This window comes from Natrarchaeobaculum sulfurireducens, from assembly GCF_003430825.1.
In the GTDB taxonomy this organism is placed as follows: Archaea; Halobacteriota; Halobacteria; order Halobacteriales; family Natrialbaceae; genus Natrarchaeobaculum; species Natrarchaeobaculum sulfurireducens.
In genome coordinates, this window is the sequence record NZ_CP024047.1 from 3,090,761 (window position 1) to 3,104,570 (window position 13,810).

Genomic DNA, 13,810 nt, shown 5'->3' on the forward strand with positions numbered 1-13,810 from the left:
ACGATTGGGCTGGTACCGTCGCGGGTGAACGTCGAACTGGTGGTCTTCGGGCTCATCGCGATCGCGATCGGTATCGCGCTCCTGTACGCCGCTCGCCACCTTTATCCGCGACTCGAGCTCGTCGACGAAGCGCTCGCGTCGGTCCGGCTGTTGACGGCGATCATCGTCGCGCTCTTGTTGTTGGGTGGGCTCGGTCTCGTACTCGTCGGCGCGCTGATGTAGCCGGCTCCGCCTCGTTGGCGACGGCACGTGTGTCGAATCGAAAGCGTGCCTTCAAGTCCGACGCCGTGTAACGGCCACGCATGAATCCAGGCGATCGCGTTCGCGTCGACCGCGACGACCGCACGTACGAGGGCGTCTTGCTCCCCTCGAGTTCTGACGAGCACCTCGTGGTGAAACTCGAGGGTGGCTACAACGTCGGCGTCGATCGTGCCGAAGCGGACGTCGACGTACTCGCGGAAGACGTCTACGAGATCGACGGGAAAGACTCGGTCGGCGACGAGGCATCGGAGATCGCGTTCGACGACGACCTCCCGACGATCTCGCTCATCTCGACCGGCGGGACGATCGCGTCGACGGTCGATTACCGAACCGGTGCGGTGACGGCGCAGTTCGACGCCGAAGACGTCCTGCGTGCGGTCCCCGATCTCGCGGGCCGGGCGAACTATCGCGGCCGCGTCGTCGCGAACATCCTCTCTGAGAACATGGAACCGCCGATCTGGCAGGACCTCGCCGAGGCGGTCCGCGAGGAGATCGAAGCGGGTGTCGACGGCGTCGTCGTCATGCACGGCACCGATACGATGCAGTATTCCGCCAGCGCGCTCGCATTCATGCTCGAGACGCCCGTGCCGGTCGTCTTTACCGGGAGTCAGCGCTCGGCTGACCGGCCTTCCTCGGACAACGTAATGAACGCCGTCTGCGCCGTCGAAGCCGCCAAAAGCGACTGTGCAGAGGTACTCGTCTGCATGCACGGCTCCGAGTCCGACGACGTCTGTGCACTCCACCGCGGCACCCGCGTCCAGAAGAACCACACCTCCCGCCGGGACGCCTTCGAGACCGTCGGCGCGGAGCCACTGGGCCTGATCGACTACGAAACGGAAGCACTCACCTGGAACCGAGACTATCAGGAACGCGGTGCCGTAGACCTCGACCTCGTCTCCGGTCTCGAGTCCGACGTCGAACTGCTGAAGTTCACGCCCGGCATGGACCCCGCGTTCCTCGACGTCGTCGAGGGAAGCGAGGGGCTGATCATCGAAGGGACGGGACTGGGCCACGTCCACACCGACCTGATCCCTCGCATCGAGGAACTGATCGACGGCGGGACGACAGTCGTCATGACGAGTCAATGTCTCGAGGGTCGGGTCTGCGACCGGGTCTACGATACCGGCCGAGACCTACTCGACGCCGGCGTGATCGAAGCCGGCGACACCCTCCCCGGCACCGCGAAGGTGAAGCTGATGTGGGCGCTCGAGAACGCCGACGACGTCGAAGCGGCAATGGGGACCTCGCTCGCCGGCGAACTGCAGGAACGGTCCGTTCCCTGGGAGTAAGATCGTCGTTCTCCGGATGTTCTTAGGACTGTGGCCCAGGGTTTCTGATCACAGCTCGGACTGAACCGACTGCGAACACCTCGAAAGCCCCTTTCAGTCCCACCCGTGTCGGCTGATGGGGCTGGCCACCGCTGGGTGGGACTTCCGAGGTGTTCAGAGTCGTCGAGCGTGCCAGGGGCTTTCGGGGTGTTCCCGGGTACCCAGACGAACGAAATCGCGGCCGATCGTGGACCGATAGTCCCGTAACGATTGCCCCCGAACCACGATTCTGTGAACATCCGGAGAGCAACGGAGGACGATTACGAGGCGGTTGTGGAGCTGACGAGCGACATCTGGACCGACCGCGGAGGCGACTACCTCCCCGACGTCTACCACGAGTGGCTCGAAGACGGGCCCGGAGAGGGTAAAAAGACGTTCCTCGCGGAGGTCGACGGCGACGTCGCGGGGATCGTCCAGGCGGTCATGCTCTCTGCGGACGAAGCCTGGTTCCAGAGCATGCGCGTCTCGAGCGACCACCGTCGCCAGGGTGTGAGCCAGCGGCTGAACGAGGCGCTGTTCGAGTGGGCACGCGAGCAGGGGGCGACGGTCGGCCGCGTGATGATCTTCTCGTGGAACACGGCGTCGTTCGCGGCTGCCCGGACCGCGGGCTTCGAGCCGCGCACCGAGTTCCGGTTCGCTCACGTCGAGCCCGATTCCGACGCGACGGCCCCCGCGGGCTACTCGGTCTCGAGCGATCCGACGGCCGCGTGGCGTTACTGGACGCACAGTGACGCACGCGAGCACCTGGCTGGCCTCGGACTCGCCCCGGAGGAGTCGTGGGCGATGCGAGAACTGACTCGAGAGGACGTCGAGACGTTCGCCAACGAGACGGCCGTTTTCGCGGTCGAGGGCGAATCGGGACGAGCTGGCACGGCGTATCGGACGCGGATCTACGACCGACAGACGGACGACGGCGAAACCGAGACCTGGGCCGAGTACGGCGTCGGCGCCTGGGACGACGTCGACGCAGCCCGCGCGCTGTTCGCGGCGATCGCTCGAGATGGGGCCACGGTGGGTGCCGATCGGACACGGGTGATGATCCCGGAGACGGCCACGTTCGTCACCGACGCTGCCTACGCGGGCGCTGGACTGGCCGACGAGCCGGATTTCGTCCTCGAGATCGGGCTCTCCACGACCACGTGAACCGCCGGTCGAACGAGTGAGCCTCTCGACGGCAGTAGGCTGCGTCTTCGTGTCATTGGGTCCCACGAGTCCTGCGGGAGGGAAAGTGGAAGGAGCGTCGAGCACGTGGGGGCGAGTATGGAGCAGCCAGAACCAGCCGAGGGGTGGCCCGACGAGCCACTCTCGGAAGCAGCCGCCAGTGACCTACTCGAAGGCGACGTCGTCGCCGTCTGGGTCATGGACCACGACGACGGCGTTCGGTCGGTCGCCCTCCCGCCGGGTGCGCCGGACGACGCAGTCGTCGACGTCGTTCTCGAGACGACCGAGGCCTTCGAGATGTACAGCTACAGCCGTGGCCAGTGGATGGATTACGGCACACAGCGCAAAGACGACGACGAGGCACCGTCGATGGCGGGGACGCTACAGAGCTATCGCGTCCTCGCCGGCGATTCAGACGCCCTCTGAGGAGGAACGGCGGGCAGTGCAGCACTCCGCTGGATGCTCGAGCGAAGCGTCGAACCGAACGCGACGACGATCGGCGTCGTGGGTCGCTCGAGCGAGTGCAGAGCACCCGGCTGGACACCGACTCCCGATCAGCCGCCGCTGACCGGCGGGAACAGCGCCAGTTCGTCGTCGCCCTCGAGTTCCGTCTCGAGGCCGTCTTCCTCCACGACGACGTTCGAGCCGTTTCGAAGGACGTTGATCTGTGAGCGCAGGTCGCCGTCGTCGGTGAGAACGCGACCGGCGAGATCGGACCGGTCGTCGACGAGTTGCTCGAGCGCGTCTCCGACAGTGTCGCCGGCCGACGCCTCGACGGTGACGCGTTTGTCCCCCGCACGTTCGGCGAGATCGGCGAACAGTTTCCACTCCGTAGACATACGTGTCGGTATCGGAGCCGGGGGCAAGTAGCTACCGCTCGCGGCGGCCGGGATCGGTAGACAAGGCGACGTTTATGATTGCGGGACCCACACCGCAGTACATGGCCGCGGACCGGACAGCTCGATCCCGCTTGCCCGACAACTGGCACCGGATACTCACGACCCGTGTTGCCGTCGCGCTCGCGCTAGCGGTCGCGTTGTTATCGGTTGCGACGGCGATCATCAACATCGGCACCGACGTCGTCTACGGACCGCTCGCGCCCTATATTCCGGAGGCCGTTCGCGACGCCGCGGGCTTCACCGGCGCGCTAACCGGCTTTTTGATGGTCGGGAGCGCACTCGCATTGCGGCGCGGACTCCGCGTCGGCTGGTGGGCGACGCTGCTTCTGTTGCCCCTGACCGCAGCCCAGGGCTTTCTCCAGTTAAGTCAGTACTCGCTGCCGCTGGTCGTCCTCTCGCTCGTCACGATCCCCGTATTACTGCTCACCCGCAAGCGGTTCGATAACTCGCTGTCGCTGTCAGCGACCCAGATTGCCGCCGGCTCGGCGCTCGTCGGCGTCCAACTGTACGGAACCATCGGCGGCTACGCGCTCCGCGAACACTTCGAAGGGATCGACAGCATCCTCGATGCGTTCTACTTCACGCTGATCACCTCGAGCACGGTCGGCTACGGTGACATCACGCCCGATCCGGAGTCGACGGAGGCGCTGTTGTTCACGATGTCCGTGCTCGTCCTCGGCGTGGCCAGCTTCGGTATCGCCATCGGGGCACTCGTCGGCCCGGCGATCCAGGCGCGTATCACCAAGACACTCGGAAAGATGACCGACTCACAACTCGAGCTGCTCGAGGACCACCTGCTGGTGCTCGGCTACGGCGAACTGACTGCACCGATCGTCGACGAACTGGCGGCAAACGCCGAGCCGTTCGTCGTCGTCACGAAAGACCAGGACGCGGCGAACGAACTCGCGGACCGCGACCTCGCCGTCGTCTCGGGCGATCCGAGCGACGAGGAGCCACTTCAACGGGCGAAAATCGACCGAACGAGCGGGATCGTCGTCGCGACCAACCACGACGCCCACGACGCCCTCACCATCCTGACGGCCCGCCAACTCGCCCCCGACGCCCGTATCGTCGCCGCAGCGACCGACCGTGAAAACACGAAGAAACTCGAGCGGGCGGGCGCGGACACGGTCATCAGTCCATCGGTGCTCGGGGGTCACCTGCTTATCCGGTCGGCACTCGGCGGCGACGACACGGAACTGATCGAACGGATCCTCGGCGACGCCGAGTGAGACCGGCGTCGACAGCTTACTCCGAGTCGGGCGCGCCTTCGAGGATTTCGACGCCGCTCGAGGCCCCGATGCGCTCGGCACCGGCCTCGAGCATGGCCATCGCCTCCTCGTAGCTGCCGATGCCGCCGCTGGCTTTGACGGGGAGGTACTCGCGCATGAGTTCGACGTCCGCGACGGTCGCACCACTGGTCACGGCGTCGCCGTTCGTCCGTTGTTCTGCCGGGTCGACGCTTGCAAACCCGGTCGAGGTCTTGACCATCGCTGCGTCGGCCGCGACGGCAGCCTCACAGGCGCGGCGTTTCTCGTCGTCGGTCAGCAGCGCCGTCTCGAGGATCACCTTCACGGGGGTCGGAACGGCGGCGACGAGTTCCGCCAGTTCAGCCCGAACGGCGTCGTCTTCACCGGCTTTCAGGCGGCCGACGTTGAGCACGACGTCGAGTTCGTCCGCCCCGGCTTTCCAGGCGAGGACCCCCTCGCGGCGTTTCACGTCGTGGTCGTTCTGGCCGTGTGGGAAGCCGATCACCGTCGCGAGAGTCACGTCGGGGGCGTAGTCGGCAGCCATCTCGAGGGCGTACGGCGGGATACAGGCGTTCATGCCGTACTCGGCGGCCTCGTCGAGGACGGTTCGGACGTCCTGGGGCGTCGTCTCGGGCCCGAGGACGGTATGGTCGATGAGCGACGCGAGTTCACTGCGGTCCATGGCGGAGCGACTCGTCGAACCATCAAAAACCCGCCCGATTCCTTTTGTTCCGGGAGGTGTAACGAGGTGTCATGACAGACGACCGGGTCGGAGTGCTCCCTGCCGTCGAATCTACGGCGACCGACATCGCCGAGATGCGGATTCGCGGCGCCGCGACGATCGCCGACGCCGCTGCCGAGGCGCTCGCAACGCAGGCCCACCAGACCCAGGCCGAAGGCCCTGAGGCGTTTCGTGAGGACCTCCGTGCGGCCGCCCAGACCCTCTACGAGACTCGCCCGACCGCGGTGAGTCTGCCGAACGCGTTACGCTACGTCCTGCGTGGGATGACGGGTGAAACCCTCGCCGAACTGCAGGCCTCGACGATCGCCCGTGCAGAGGAGTTCCAGCGCGATCTCGCACAGGCACAGACCAAACTGGGCGAGATCGGAGCGAACCGGCTGCGTGACGGCGACGTCGTGATGACTCACTGTCACTCGACCGACGCACTGGCGTGTGTCGAGGCCGCCCTCGAGGACGGCAAAGAGATCGAGGCAATCGTCAAGGAAACCCGCCCACGCAAACAGGGACACATCGCGGCCCGCCAACTGCGCGAGTGGGGCGTTCCGGTGACGCTGATCGTCGACAACGCCGCCCGGCGCTATCTCGATCGGACGGACCACGTTCTGGTCGGCGCTGACAGCATCGCCGCCGACGGCAGCGTCGTCAACAAGATCGGGACCAGCGGACTGGCAGTCACCGCCCGCGAGCGTGGCGTGGCGGTGATGGTCGCCGCCCAGACGATCAAACTGCACCCGGATACGATGACCGGCCACACCGTCGAGATCGAGATGCGCGACGAAACGGAGGTCGTCTCGAAGGCCGAGCGAGCCGAGATTGCGGGCGACATCGACGAGGAACTGCGAGTCGAGAACCCGGCGTTCGACGTCACGCCACCTCGCCACGTCGATGCGATCGTAACCGAACGCGGCCAGTTTCCACCCGAGAGCATCGTCGTCCTCATGCGAGAGCTGTTCGGCGGCTCCACCGGCGAGCCCTGGGAGCCCTGAGCCGAGTCGCACTCGAGTCCCGTCGGCAGATTCGGGATCCATTCCATCCGAGGTTCTGAGTGATAATCGGAAACGGTTAGTCGCTGGTGTGAGCCAATGGGGATATGGTGTTACCAGAGGGGTTCGTGCTCCCGCCGTGGTACCTCCTGGGGCCGACGCTGGTGATCCTGGGTGGGGTCGTGGCGTTTCTGTGGTCGCTCGATCCGCCGGTGACCGACCGCACGGTGCTCGCGTTCGTGCCGTGGATGCTGTTTGGCTCTACGCTTCACGTCCTCCACCGGCTCGAGGCGTATCCCACCGAGATCGCAGTCATGTTCGCCTCGCCGGGCGTCTATCTCGTGACCGCGACCGCCGCCGGAATCGCCTGGGCGCTGGGGATCGTTCTCCACGCTGCCGGCCTCCAGGCGACGAGCGAACGGCTCCCGGGGATCGTCGGCACCGGCTTTTTCGTCGTGTTCACGATGTTCGCCATCTTTACGAGCTGGGACGCTGGCACCTTCGAGCCGTTCTGGCCGGTTATCTCCGTCGTCATCGCCGGAATCATCACCGCACTCGCCTGGCTCGGGCTCGGGCTCTGGTTTACCGACGTCGCCGCGACCACGAGCCTCACCGGCGTCATCGTCGTCTTCGGCCACGCGTTAGACGGCGTCTCGACCGGGATCGGCTACGATCTCCTCGGCGCCCACGAGGAAGTCCCCGTCTCGCGGTTCGTCCTCGAGACGGCCGAGGGACTCCCGACCGCCGAAGTGATCGGCGCCGGCTGGCTGTTCGTCCTCCTCAAAGTCGCCCTCGCAGTGGTCGTCCTCGGGCTCTTTCGGGAGTTCGTCGAAGAAGCGCCGCGACAGGCCCGATTGTTGCTCGCGTTCATCGCGGCGGTCGGCCTCGGTCCCGGCGTCCACAACGTGTTGCTGTTCATGATCGCCTAGACTTTTGCCCGCTGCCCCCGTCCGTTCGAGTCTGTATGCTCTCGGTGCTCTCTGCCGGTCACGTCAACTGGGACGTGACGCTTCGCGTCGACAGGTTGCCCGCTCCCGACGGCGAATCCTCGATTAGCTCTCAGTGTCAGTCTGGCGGTGGCAGTGCGGCCAACGTCGCCGCTGCACTCGCCGGTCTCGAGGTCGATGCCAGCCTGATCGGCAGCGTCGGCGACGACGACAACGGCCTGCTCGCCCGTCGCGAACTCGAGGCCGCGGGCGTCTCACTCGACGGCCTTCGCGTAGTCGAGGGTGCCGAAACGGCCGTCAAATACCTGCTCGTCGACGACAGCGGGGAGGTCGCGGTGCTCGGCAACGACGGCGTCAACGAAGCCGTCGGGCCCGAAGACGTCGACCCGGAGCGGGTCCGCTCGGTCGAGCACCTCCACCTCACGAGTCAGCGCCCCGACACCGCCGCAGTGCTCGCCCACTACGCACAGGAGACAGGAGTTACTGTCAGCCTCGACCCTGGCCGTCGGCTCGCGAGTCGCGACTACAGCGACGCGCTCGCGGCGAGCGATGTCGTCTTCGCGAACGACCGGGAGGTCGCCACCCTGCTCGCGGACGAGTACGCTGGCTCGGATTTCAGCGACCGCGTCGTCGTCATCAAACACGGCAGCGACGGCGCGAGAGTCCACACCCCGGCGGGCTCGTACGCCCATCCGGGTTTCGACGTCGACCCAGTCGACACGGCCGGAGCGGGCGACGCCTTCGCCGCTGGCTTCATCGCAACCACGCTCGCCGGCGGCGACGTCGAACGCGCACTCGAGTACGCTAACGCCTGTGGTGCGCTAACCGCGAGCCGCGAGGGGGCCCGGAGTGCACCGACCGCGGAGGAAGTCGGCCAGTACCTTCGGACACGGTACTGACCGCTTTCCCTGTCGTTCTCAGCAGGTGTCGTCTGACGGTACGTATATGAGTCGGGCCGTTGGCCACTCAAGTAGAGAGTCACGGAGACGTGACGGAGAGACATGACGGAAGGAAGGATCTGCGAGTCAAATCGGTGCTCGAGTAATCGACACACCCGGTATGAACCACCTGCGGGAGAATCGCCGAGCATCGCCGTGGCGACGGCGCTTGCAGAGTACGTCGGCGAAGACGTGACAGCCTCGACCGTTCGGTTGTACGACTACGTCGATCCCGAGGCCCTAGACGCCCTGTTCGCCGAGACGCGAACCGGGAGCACGCGGGCGGTCCAGTGCGTCGAGTTCGTCGTCGAAGACGTGACGGTCGTCGTTCGTCCGGATCGAGTCGAAATCACACCGACGGAGTGAGCAAAACCGGGAACCAGCAACGCGGCCGGCCGCGTAGTTCTCGAACCTTTTTTCTCATCACCCCCGGAATCCGGGGGTATGGGAACGCAACCGCACCTGCTCGTCGAGGAGGGTGACCTGACGGATCTCGCGCTCGTCCCGGGCGATCCGGGCCGAGTCGACCGCATCGCCGACCACTGTGAGACGGCCGAGACCGTCGCCGAAAACCGTGAGTACAAAGTCGTCAACGCGAGCTACGACGGCCGCGACCTGACGATCTGTTCGACCGGCATCGGCTGTCCGTCCGCCGCAATCGCCGTCGAGGAACTCTCGAACGTCGGCGTCGAGACGTTCCTCCGGGTGGGGACGACCGGTGCGTTGCAGTCGGGGATCGAGATCGGTGACATGGTCGTCGCGACCGGTGCCGCGAAAAACGAGGGAACGACGAAACGCTACGAGGACGTCGAGTACCCCGCCGTGCCAGACTACGACGTGCTCTCGGCGCTGGTCGAGGCGGCCGAAGCCAACGACGAGGACGTCCACGTCGGGCCGATCGCCTCCGACGACGCCTACTACGCCGAAACTGACGAATACGTCGCCGACTGGGAAGCCGCAGGCCTGCTCGCCGTCGAAATGGAAGCCGCAGCACTGTTTACGCTCGCACGTCGCAAGGGCCTGCGCGCTGGCGCGATCTGCACCGTCGACGGCAACCTCGTGGAAGGGACCCAGAAAGGAACCGACACCGAGGACGACGAACTCCCCGAAAAGGCCAAAAACAACGTCGGCCGCGCCATCGACCTCACGCTCGAGGCCGCAACGAACCTATAAATCGAGCCATACGTCAGCCTGACTCGAGCCCGAACGACGCGTGAAACGCCGACAAACCGAACGCAATACGGCCGTGTGCGGCCGATCAGGCGTCGTGCAACCGCTCGGCGACGATGGTCGTCCGGTCGGTCAACGCTTCCGTCGTCCCGGAGGCCGTCTGTAGCGTCTCGTTGATCGCCTCGTACAGCGACTCGAACGCGACAGTGTCGTCGGCTGGACGGCACCAATCGTCGATATCGCGCGTCTCGAGCCCACACGTCGAACAGCGGTCGCGGTCGCCACCGGGAACTGGCTCGAAACAGCCCTGACAGCGCTCGAGGCCGACGACGATCGACTCGCCGAGGGCGACGATACCCCGGAGTTCCGATTGGAGTTTCGTCGCCGTTCCGGTGAACCCGGCGAGTGCGTCGCCGACGGTCGGCTCGAGCGCGTCGGCGTCGACGGCGTGGAGTTGCTCGAGGCCGGCGTCAACGGAGTCGATCGCGAGCAACACCTCGCGGCGGGCCTGGCGGTACTCGGCGGCGGCCTCCGACTCGGCTGGCAGGCCAGACGCGTCGGCATCGACGGCCTCTGGAAGCCCGGTGGTCAGTGACGCGAAGGCGGCGACCGCAGAGACGGTTACGCCTTCGCGTTCGGTCGTCTTCCGGACGAGATCGAACAGTGGGGCTGGCTCGAGAACGGTCCCCGATATCGGCTCGACGTGCAAAGACCCAAAACACGACGTGCAGACGGTCACGAGCCCGCTCTCGTGAACGTCGCCGTCGATCGGGACACCGCCGACGGGATAGAGGCACAATCCCGCAGGGTCCTCGTCGGCCGTCGTTCCACACCGGCGGCAGGTATCGTCGTCTCGCTCGAACACGGCGGCTCGATCGCCGGACCACTCGCCTGAAGTCACGAGCGAGCGAAGACAGCGAATCGACAAAAACGCACCGACCGCGCCGTCGACTGACCGCGCTGCAGTGAGGGACACTAGCACGAAACCATATTTTCGAGGCCGTCCTGGATCGACTATGGGAGACTCACCGACCGACTTCCGGCTCGAGTGGGGAACCGACCGCGAGGCGCTGGCAGGCCTCTTCCGTGACGTCGCCGTTGCGCTCGAACGCGGTGGTCCGATCGCGTTCAGCGACGACGAGACGAGCGTCACGCTCGAGGTCCCGATGCACGTCGCCGCCGGGTTGCGAGTCGATCACCAGGCAGACAACCCACCCCAGACCGGGCTCACGTTCGATCTCCAGTGGGATGACGACGGCTCGAGCGTCGACCGGGGCACCGCCGTGGACGAAACCGCGTCGACGGACACCGGCGACGGACCGGTGATCGAACCGCAAGCAGGGACGGGTGGGTCGACAGACACGACGCCGCCGATCGAGGCAGGCTCAGCAGCAGCGCCGGCGGACGCCGTCGTTTCCGCGCGAAAACGGCGGATGCGACAAGCTGAGGACTCCGGAAATCCAGCGCGGCGAAGTCGATTCGAAGTGTACGAAGACCGCGCTGGCGAGTGGCGCTGGCGGCTGGTCCACTGGAACGGAAACGTCGTCGCCGACGGCGGTGAGGGATACGCCTCGAAATACAACGTCAAACGGGCGGTCAAAAGCGTCATGCAGACGGCCTCGAGTGCACGCCTCGTCGAACGATCGAACGAGGAATGAGACGGGCTTCGAGACGGGCTGTGGTACCGATTTGCCGAAGTCAGGGACGGAGATCGTCGAACTCGAGGTCGGTGTCGAACTCCGGGGCTCGGTCCAGGGCCTCGTACTCGAGCGAGGGAGTCACGCCGGCGGGGACGGCGTTGTACTCCTGGAGGAACTCGACGATGCCGCGTTTGCCGCCGAAGTCGCCCCGGTACCGTCTGAAGAGCCGAGGAATCCTCGCGGCGGCGGACTCGTCGTCGTAGCCGACGTTCTCCTCTAAGAACCACTCGACGGCGATGTCCAGGTCGGCGTCGACGTCCGCGGGCGAGTAGATGGCGATCGGCGGACAGGTATCGCCCCCACGAGACAACCCGAAGTGGATGCGCGGATCACACTCGGGGAGTCGAAACTGCCGTTCGAAAGACGAAGGAAACGGTCGCGGGAGATAGCCAAAGCCCCACCGATGTTTCGAGCGCCGCAGGAGGCCGTGTTCGAGGTCGTTGAGGCTCAGCCAGACGCCGCCGACTGGAATTCGGTCGCGGGCGAAGAACGTCCAGCGGTCGAGGACGTTCCCCTCGAGCAGGGATCGGTCGTCGGCCTCCATCAGGACGTGGCCGTAGGCGTTGTAGCAGTTGAGCCAGAACGAGAGCTTCCGGGTCCGGGTCGACAGCGCGCGCTCGAGGCGCGGTCGCTCGAGGGTCGCTAGCTGTCGCTGAAGCCAGTCGGCGTCACCCTCGGTCTTGACAGTGTAGAGGAGATCCGCTGAGAGGGAGACCGGATCGAGCTGCGTAGCCATTCGATCGACTAGACGCGGACCAGTTCCTTCAACTCGTGTTGTGACTCCCGCCGACAGTCCGACAGGTGGATATGTTGGCGAATATGTCGGCCCCACGCTTATCGGGACGAGCGTCGTCTGCGCTGACGTGAACCGCAGTACGGGTTACCTCCTCGTTCTCGTTGCGATTTCCGCTTACCTCTCCTGGCAACTCGTCACGCCGTTTCTCGGCTTCGTCCTCGCGGCGATCCTCATCGCGTTCGTCCTTACTCCGCTCCAGCGACGTCTCGAGCGCGTCTTACCGGCCGGCATCGCCGCGTTCTCGCTGGTGATACTGGCCACGGTGGGCGGTGTCATCCCGTTCGTCCTCGTCGCCCTCGTCGTCGCCGAAGATGCCGCCGACCTCGTCCGCGACGTCGATCCCGACGACCTCGCTGTCGCCGACCTCGAGGCGTGGATCGAGGCAGAACTCGGGCTCGAGGTCGACGTCACGGCGGCGGTCGTCGACTCGGCCGAACAGATCGGCACGATCCTGATCGAGCAGACGACCGCCTGGTTCAGCGTGCTCACGCACACGCTGATCGGGCTCGGACTGTCGCTGTTCGTCCTCTACTACCTGCTCAAGGAGGGTGAGACGCTGATGGCGTGGCTTCGCGAGCGGACGCCGCTGCCCGAAGACGTACAGGACGACCTCTATGGCGAACTCGACGAAGTGATGTGGGCGGTGCTCGCCGGCCACGTACTCATTGCGATCGTCGAAGGCGTCATCGCCGGCCTCGGCCTGTTCGCGACCGGCATCCCAAACCCCGCGTTCTGGACGTTCGTAATGGTCATCCTCTCGCTCGTGCCGCTGATCGGGGCCTTCCTCGTCTGGGGACCCGCCGTTGCGTATCTCGTCGTGACCGGCGAACCGATTCTCGCAGTCGGCCTCGCGGTCTACAGCGCCATCGTCGTCGGCATCGCAGACGACTACCTGCGGCCGGTCGTCGTCGACCGATACGCCGAACTCAGCCCCGCGATCATCATCCTCGGCGTCCTCGGGGGCATCTACGCCTTCGGCATCATGGGACTGTTCTTCGGCCCCGTCGTGCTTGGTGCCCTGCTCGCGACGGTCGATGTCTTCGACGAACACTACGAGCGACTCGCCGACACCGAGCAAACGTAGCTCCCAAAACGCGTCGACGGACGCGACGGTCGCGAGGACCCATTTAGTCGTGGGAATCTGCCCCGCGCTTATACCTCTCGCGGTTCAAGAGGGCAGTATGCACGTGTTGGTACCCCTGGACGATTCGGAGCCGGCCCGAGCCGCACTCGAGCACGCGGTGGAAGAACAACCCGACGCGCAGATTACCGCGGTACACGTCATCGACCCGAGCACCGCCGTCTACGGCGAGGGCGGGATCTACGCCTACGATGCGCTCATCGAGAGCCGACGGGAGGCCGCAAAGACGCTGCTCGAGGACGCCGAAGCGCTGGCCGCCGACCACGGCGTCGACCTCGAGACGGAGACGGTCGTCGGGCAGGCGGCACGAGAGATCGTCGAGTACACTGACGAGAACGACGTCGACCGGATCATCATCGGCAGTCGCGGTCGGTCCGGCGCCTCTCGAGTGTTGCTGGGCAGCGTTGCTGAGAACGTCGCTCGCCGCGCGCCGGTGCCGGTGACGATCGTCCGATAACGACCCCCTGGTGAGCCATCGGTGTCGAGCGCCGATC

General features: G+C 65.8%; 17 protein-coding genes. 13 read left to right on the forward strand and 4 right to left on the reverse strand.

Annotated features, from left to right (window positions below; genetic code table 11):
• Positions 1-24 precede the first annotated feature (24 nt).
• The 4 genes from AArc1_RS16320 to AArc1_RS16335 all read left to right on the forward strand — a co-directional run bounded on the left by AArc1_RS16320 (position 25) and on the right by AArc1_RS16335 (position 3,176).
• Entirely contained in the window at positions 25-222 is a 198-nt protein-coding gene (locus tag AArc1_RS16320) for a hypothetical protein (protein ID WP_117365368.1), read from the forward strand.
• A gap of 80 nt (positions 223-302) precedes the next feature.
• Positions 303-1,550 (forward strand): Glu-tRNA(Gln) amidotransferase subunit GatD, encoded by a 1,248-nt coding sequence (gene gatD, locus AArc1_RS16325; RefSeq protein WP_117365369.1) that lies wholly within the window; start codon positions 303-305, stop codon positions 1,548-1,550.
• Positions 1,551-1,820: 270 nt separating this feature from the next.
• Positions 1,821-2,732 (forward strand): GNAT family N-acetyltransferase, encoded by a 912-nt coding sequence (locus tag AArc1_RS16330; protein ID WP_117365370.1) that lies wholly within the window; start codon positions 1,821-1,823, stop codon positions 2,730-2,732.
• Between the two features lie 117 nt (positions 2,733-2,849).
• Positions 2,850-3,176, forward strand: coding sequence for a hypothetical protein (locus AArc1_RS16335; RefSeq protein WP_117365371.1), 327 nt, complete (start codon positions 2,850-2,852; stop codon positions 3,174-3,176).
• Between the two features lie 128 nt (positions 3,177-3,304).
• On the opposite strand, the gene AArc1_RS16340 is transcribed toward AArc1_RS16335, so the two are convergent.
• On the reverse strand, positions 3,305-3,589 hold the full coding sequence (locus AArc1_RS16340; protein WP_117365372.1) for a ubiquitin-like small modifier protein 1: 285 nt from the start codon (positions 3,587-3,589) through the stop codon (positions 3,305-3,307).
• Positions 3,590-3,690: 101 nt separating this feature from the next.
• Between AArc1_RS16340 and AArc1_RS16345 the strand changes: the two genes are divergently transcribed.
• A complete protein-coding gene (locus AArc1_RS16345) occupies positions 3,691-4,881 on the forward strand; it encodes an NAD-binding protein (protein ID WP_117365373.1) in 1,191 nt (396 codons plus the stop codon).
• 16 nt (positions 4,882-4,897) lie between these two features.
• Here AArc1_RS16345 and deoC read toward each other — a convergent pair whose 3' ends face one another.
• Positions 4,898-5,581 (reverse strand): deoxyribose-phosphate aldolase, encoded by a 684-nt coding sequence (gene deoC / locus AArc1_RS16350; protein WP_117365374.1) that lies wholly within the window; start codon positions 5,579-5,581, stop codon positions 4,898-4,900.
• Between the two features lie 71 nt (positions 5,582-5,652).
• Here deoC and AArc1_RS16355 point away from each other — a divergent pair, with 71 nt between their 5' ends.
• The 5 genes from AArc1_RS16355 to AArc1_RS16375 all read left to right on the forward strand — a co-directional run bounded on the left by AArc1_RS16355 (position 5,653) and on the right by AArc1_RS16375 (position 9,682).
• Positions 5,653-6,627: a ribose 1,5-bisphosphate isomerase gene (locus AArc1_RS16355; protein ID WP_117365375.1), complete on the forward strand. Its 975-nt coding sequence runs from the start codon at positions 5,653-5,655 to the stop codon at positions 6,625-6,627.
• Between the two features lie 104 nt (positions 6,628-6,731).
• Positions 6,732-7,553, forward strand: coding sequence for a DUF63 family protein (locus tag AArc1_RS16360; RefSeq protein WP_117365376.1), 822 nt, complete (start codon positions 6,732-6,734; stop codon positions 7,551-7,553).
• A 35-nt stretch (positions 7,554-7,588) separates the two neighbouring features.
• Positions 7,589-8,470 (forward strand): carbohydrate kinase family protein, encoded by an 882-nt coding sequence (locus tag AArc1_RS16365; RefSeq protein ID WP_117365377.1) that lies wholly within the window; start codon positions 7,589-7,591, stop codon positions 8,468-8,470.
• A 102-nt stretch (positions 8,471-8,572) separates the two neighbouring features.
• Entirely contained in the window at positions 8,573-8,875 is a 303-nt protein-coding gene (locus AArc1_RS16370) for a HalOD1 output domain-containing protein (protein WP_117365378.1), read from the forward strand.
• Positions 8,876-8,953: 78 nt separating this feature from the next.
• Positions 8,954-9,682: a nucleoside phosphorylase gene (locus AArc1_RS16375; RefSeq protein WP_117365379.1), complete on the forward strand. Its 729-nt coding sequence runs from the start codon at positions 8,954-8,956 to the stop codon at positions 9,680-9,682.
• 85 nt (positions 9,683-9,767) lie between these two features.
• Here AArc1_RS16375 and AArc1_RS16380 read toward each other — a convergent pair whose 3' ends face one another.
• Positions 9,768-10,580 (reverse strand): HNH endonuclease, encoded by an 813-nt coding sequence (locus AArc1_RS16380; RefSeq protein ID WP_117365937.1) that lies wholly within the window; start codon positions 10,578-10,580, stop codon positions 9,768-9,770.
• 115 nt (positions 10,581-10,695) lie between these two features.
• Here AArc1_RS16380 and AArc1_RS16385 point away from each other — a divergent pair, with 115 nt between their 5' ends.
• The gene (locus AArc1_RS16385) at positions 10,696-11,337 is read left to right on the forward strand and encodes an amphi-Trp domain-containing protein (RefSeq protein ID WP_228442350.1); all 642 of its coding nucleotides are present in this window, start codon (positions 10,696-10,698) and stop codon (positions 11,335-11,337) included.
• Between the two features lie 40 nt (positions 11,338-11,377).
• Here AArc1_RS16385 and AArc1_RS16390 read toward each other — a convergent pair whose 3' ends face one another.
• On the reverse strand, positions 11,378-12,115 hold the full coding sequence (locus AArc1_RS16390; protein WP_117365380.1) for a DUF547 domain-containing protein: 738 nt from the start codon (positions 12,113-12,115) through the stop codon (positions 11,378-11,380).
• A 127-nt stretch (positions 12,116-12,242) separates the two neighbouring features.
• Here AArc1_RS16390 and AArc1_RS16395 point away from each other — a divergent pair, with 127 nt between their 5' ends.
• Both AArc1_RS16395 and AArc1_RS16400 read left to right on the forward strand, forming a co-directional pair.
• Positions 12,243-13,259, forward strand: a complete 1,017-nt coding sequence (locus tag AArc1_RS16395) for an AI-2E family transporter (protein ID WP_117365939.1) — start codon at positions 12,243-12,245, stop codon at positions 13,257-13,259.
• 97 nt (positions 13,260-13,356) lie between these two features.
• Positions 13,357-13,773 (forward strand): universal stress protein, encoded by a 417-nt coding sequence (locus AArc1_RS16400; protein ID WP_117365381.1) that lies wholly within the window; start codon positions 13,357-13,359, stop codon positions 13,771-13,773.
• Positions 13,774-13,810 lie beyond the last annotated feature (37 nt).

Excerpts from the sequence above, each read along its gene's own strand:
- gatD (WP_117365369.1), top strand. The coding sequence starts at position 303 with ATGAATCCAGGCGATCGCGTTCGCGTCGACCGCGACGACCGCACGTAC.
- AArc1_RS16335 (WP_117365371.1), top strand. The coding sequence starts at position 2,850 with ATGGAGCAGCCAGAACCAGCCGAGGGGTGGCCCGACGAGCCACTCTCG.
- AArc1_RS16340 (WP_117365372.1), bottom strand. The coding sequence starts at position 3,589 with ATGTCTACGGAGTGGAAACTGTTCGCCGATCTCGCCGAACGTGCGGGG.
- AArc1_RS16345 (WP_117365373.1), top strand. The coding sequence starts at position 3,691 with ATGGCCGCGGACCGGACAGCTCGATCCCGCTTGCCCGACAACTGGCAC.
- deoC (WP_117365374.1), bottom strand. The coding sequence starts at position 5,581 with ATGGACCGCAGTGAACTCGCGTCGCTCATCGACCATACCGTCCTCGGG.
- AArc1_RS16355 (WP_117365375.1), top strand. The coding sequence starts at position 5,653 with ATGACAGACGACCGGGTCGGAGTGCTCCCTGCCGTCGAATCTACGGCG.
- AArc1_RS16360 (WP_117365376.1), top strand. The coding sequence starts at position 6,732 with ATGGTGTTACCAGAGGGGTTCGTGCTCCCGCCGTGGTACCTCCTGGGG.
- AArc1_RS16365 (WP_117365377.1), top strand. The coding sequence starts at position 7,589 with ATGCTCTCGGTGCTCTCTGCCGGTCACGTCAACTGGGACGTGACGCTT.
- AArc1_RS16370 (WP_117365378.1), top strand. The coding sequence starts at position 8,573 with ATGACGGAAGGAAGGATCTGCGAGTCAAATCGGTGCTCGAGTAATCGA.
- AArc1_RS16375 (WP_117365379.1), top strand. The coding sequence starts at position 8,954 with ATGGGAACGCAACCGCACCTGCTCGTCGAGGAGGGTGACCTGACGGAT.
- AArc1_RS16385 (WP_228442350.1), top strand. The coding sequence starts at position 10,696 with ATGGGAGACTCACCGACCGACTTCCGGCTCGAGTGGGGAACCGACCGC.
- AArc1_RS16390 (WP_117365380.1), bottom strand. The coding sequence starts at position 12,115 with ATGGCTACGCAGCTCGATCCGGTCTCCCTCTCAGCGGATCTCCTCTAC.
- AArc1_RS16400 (WP_117365381.1), top strand. The coding sequence starts at position 13,357 with ATGCACGTGTTGGTACCCCTGGACGATTCGGAGCCGGCCCGAGCCGCA.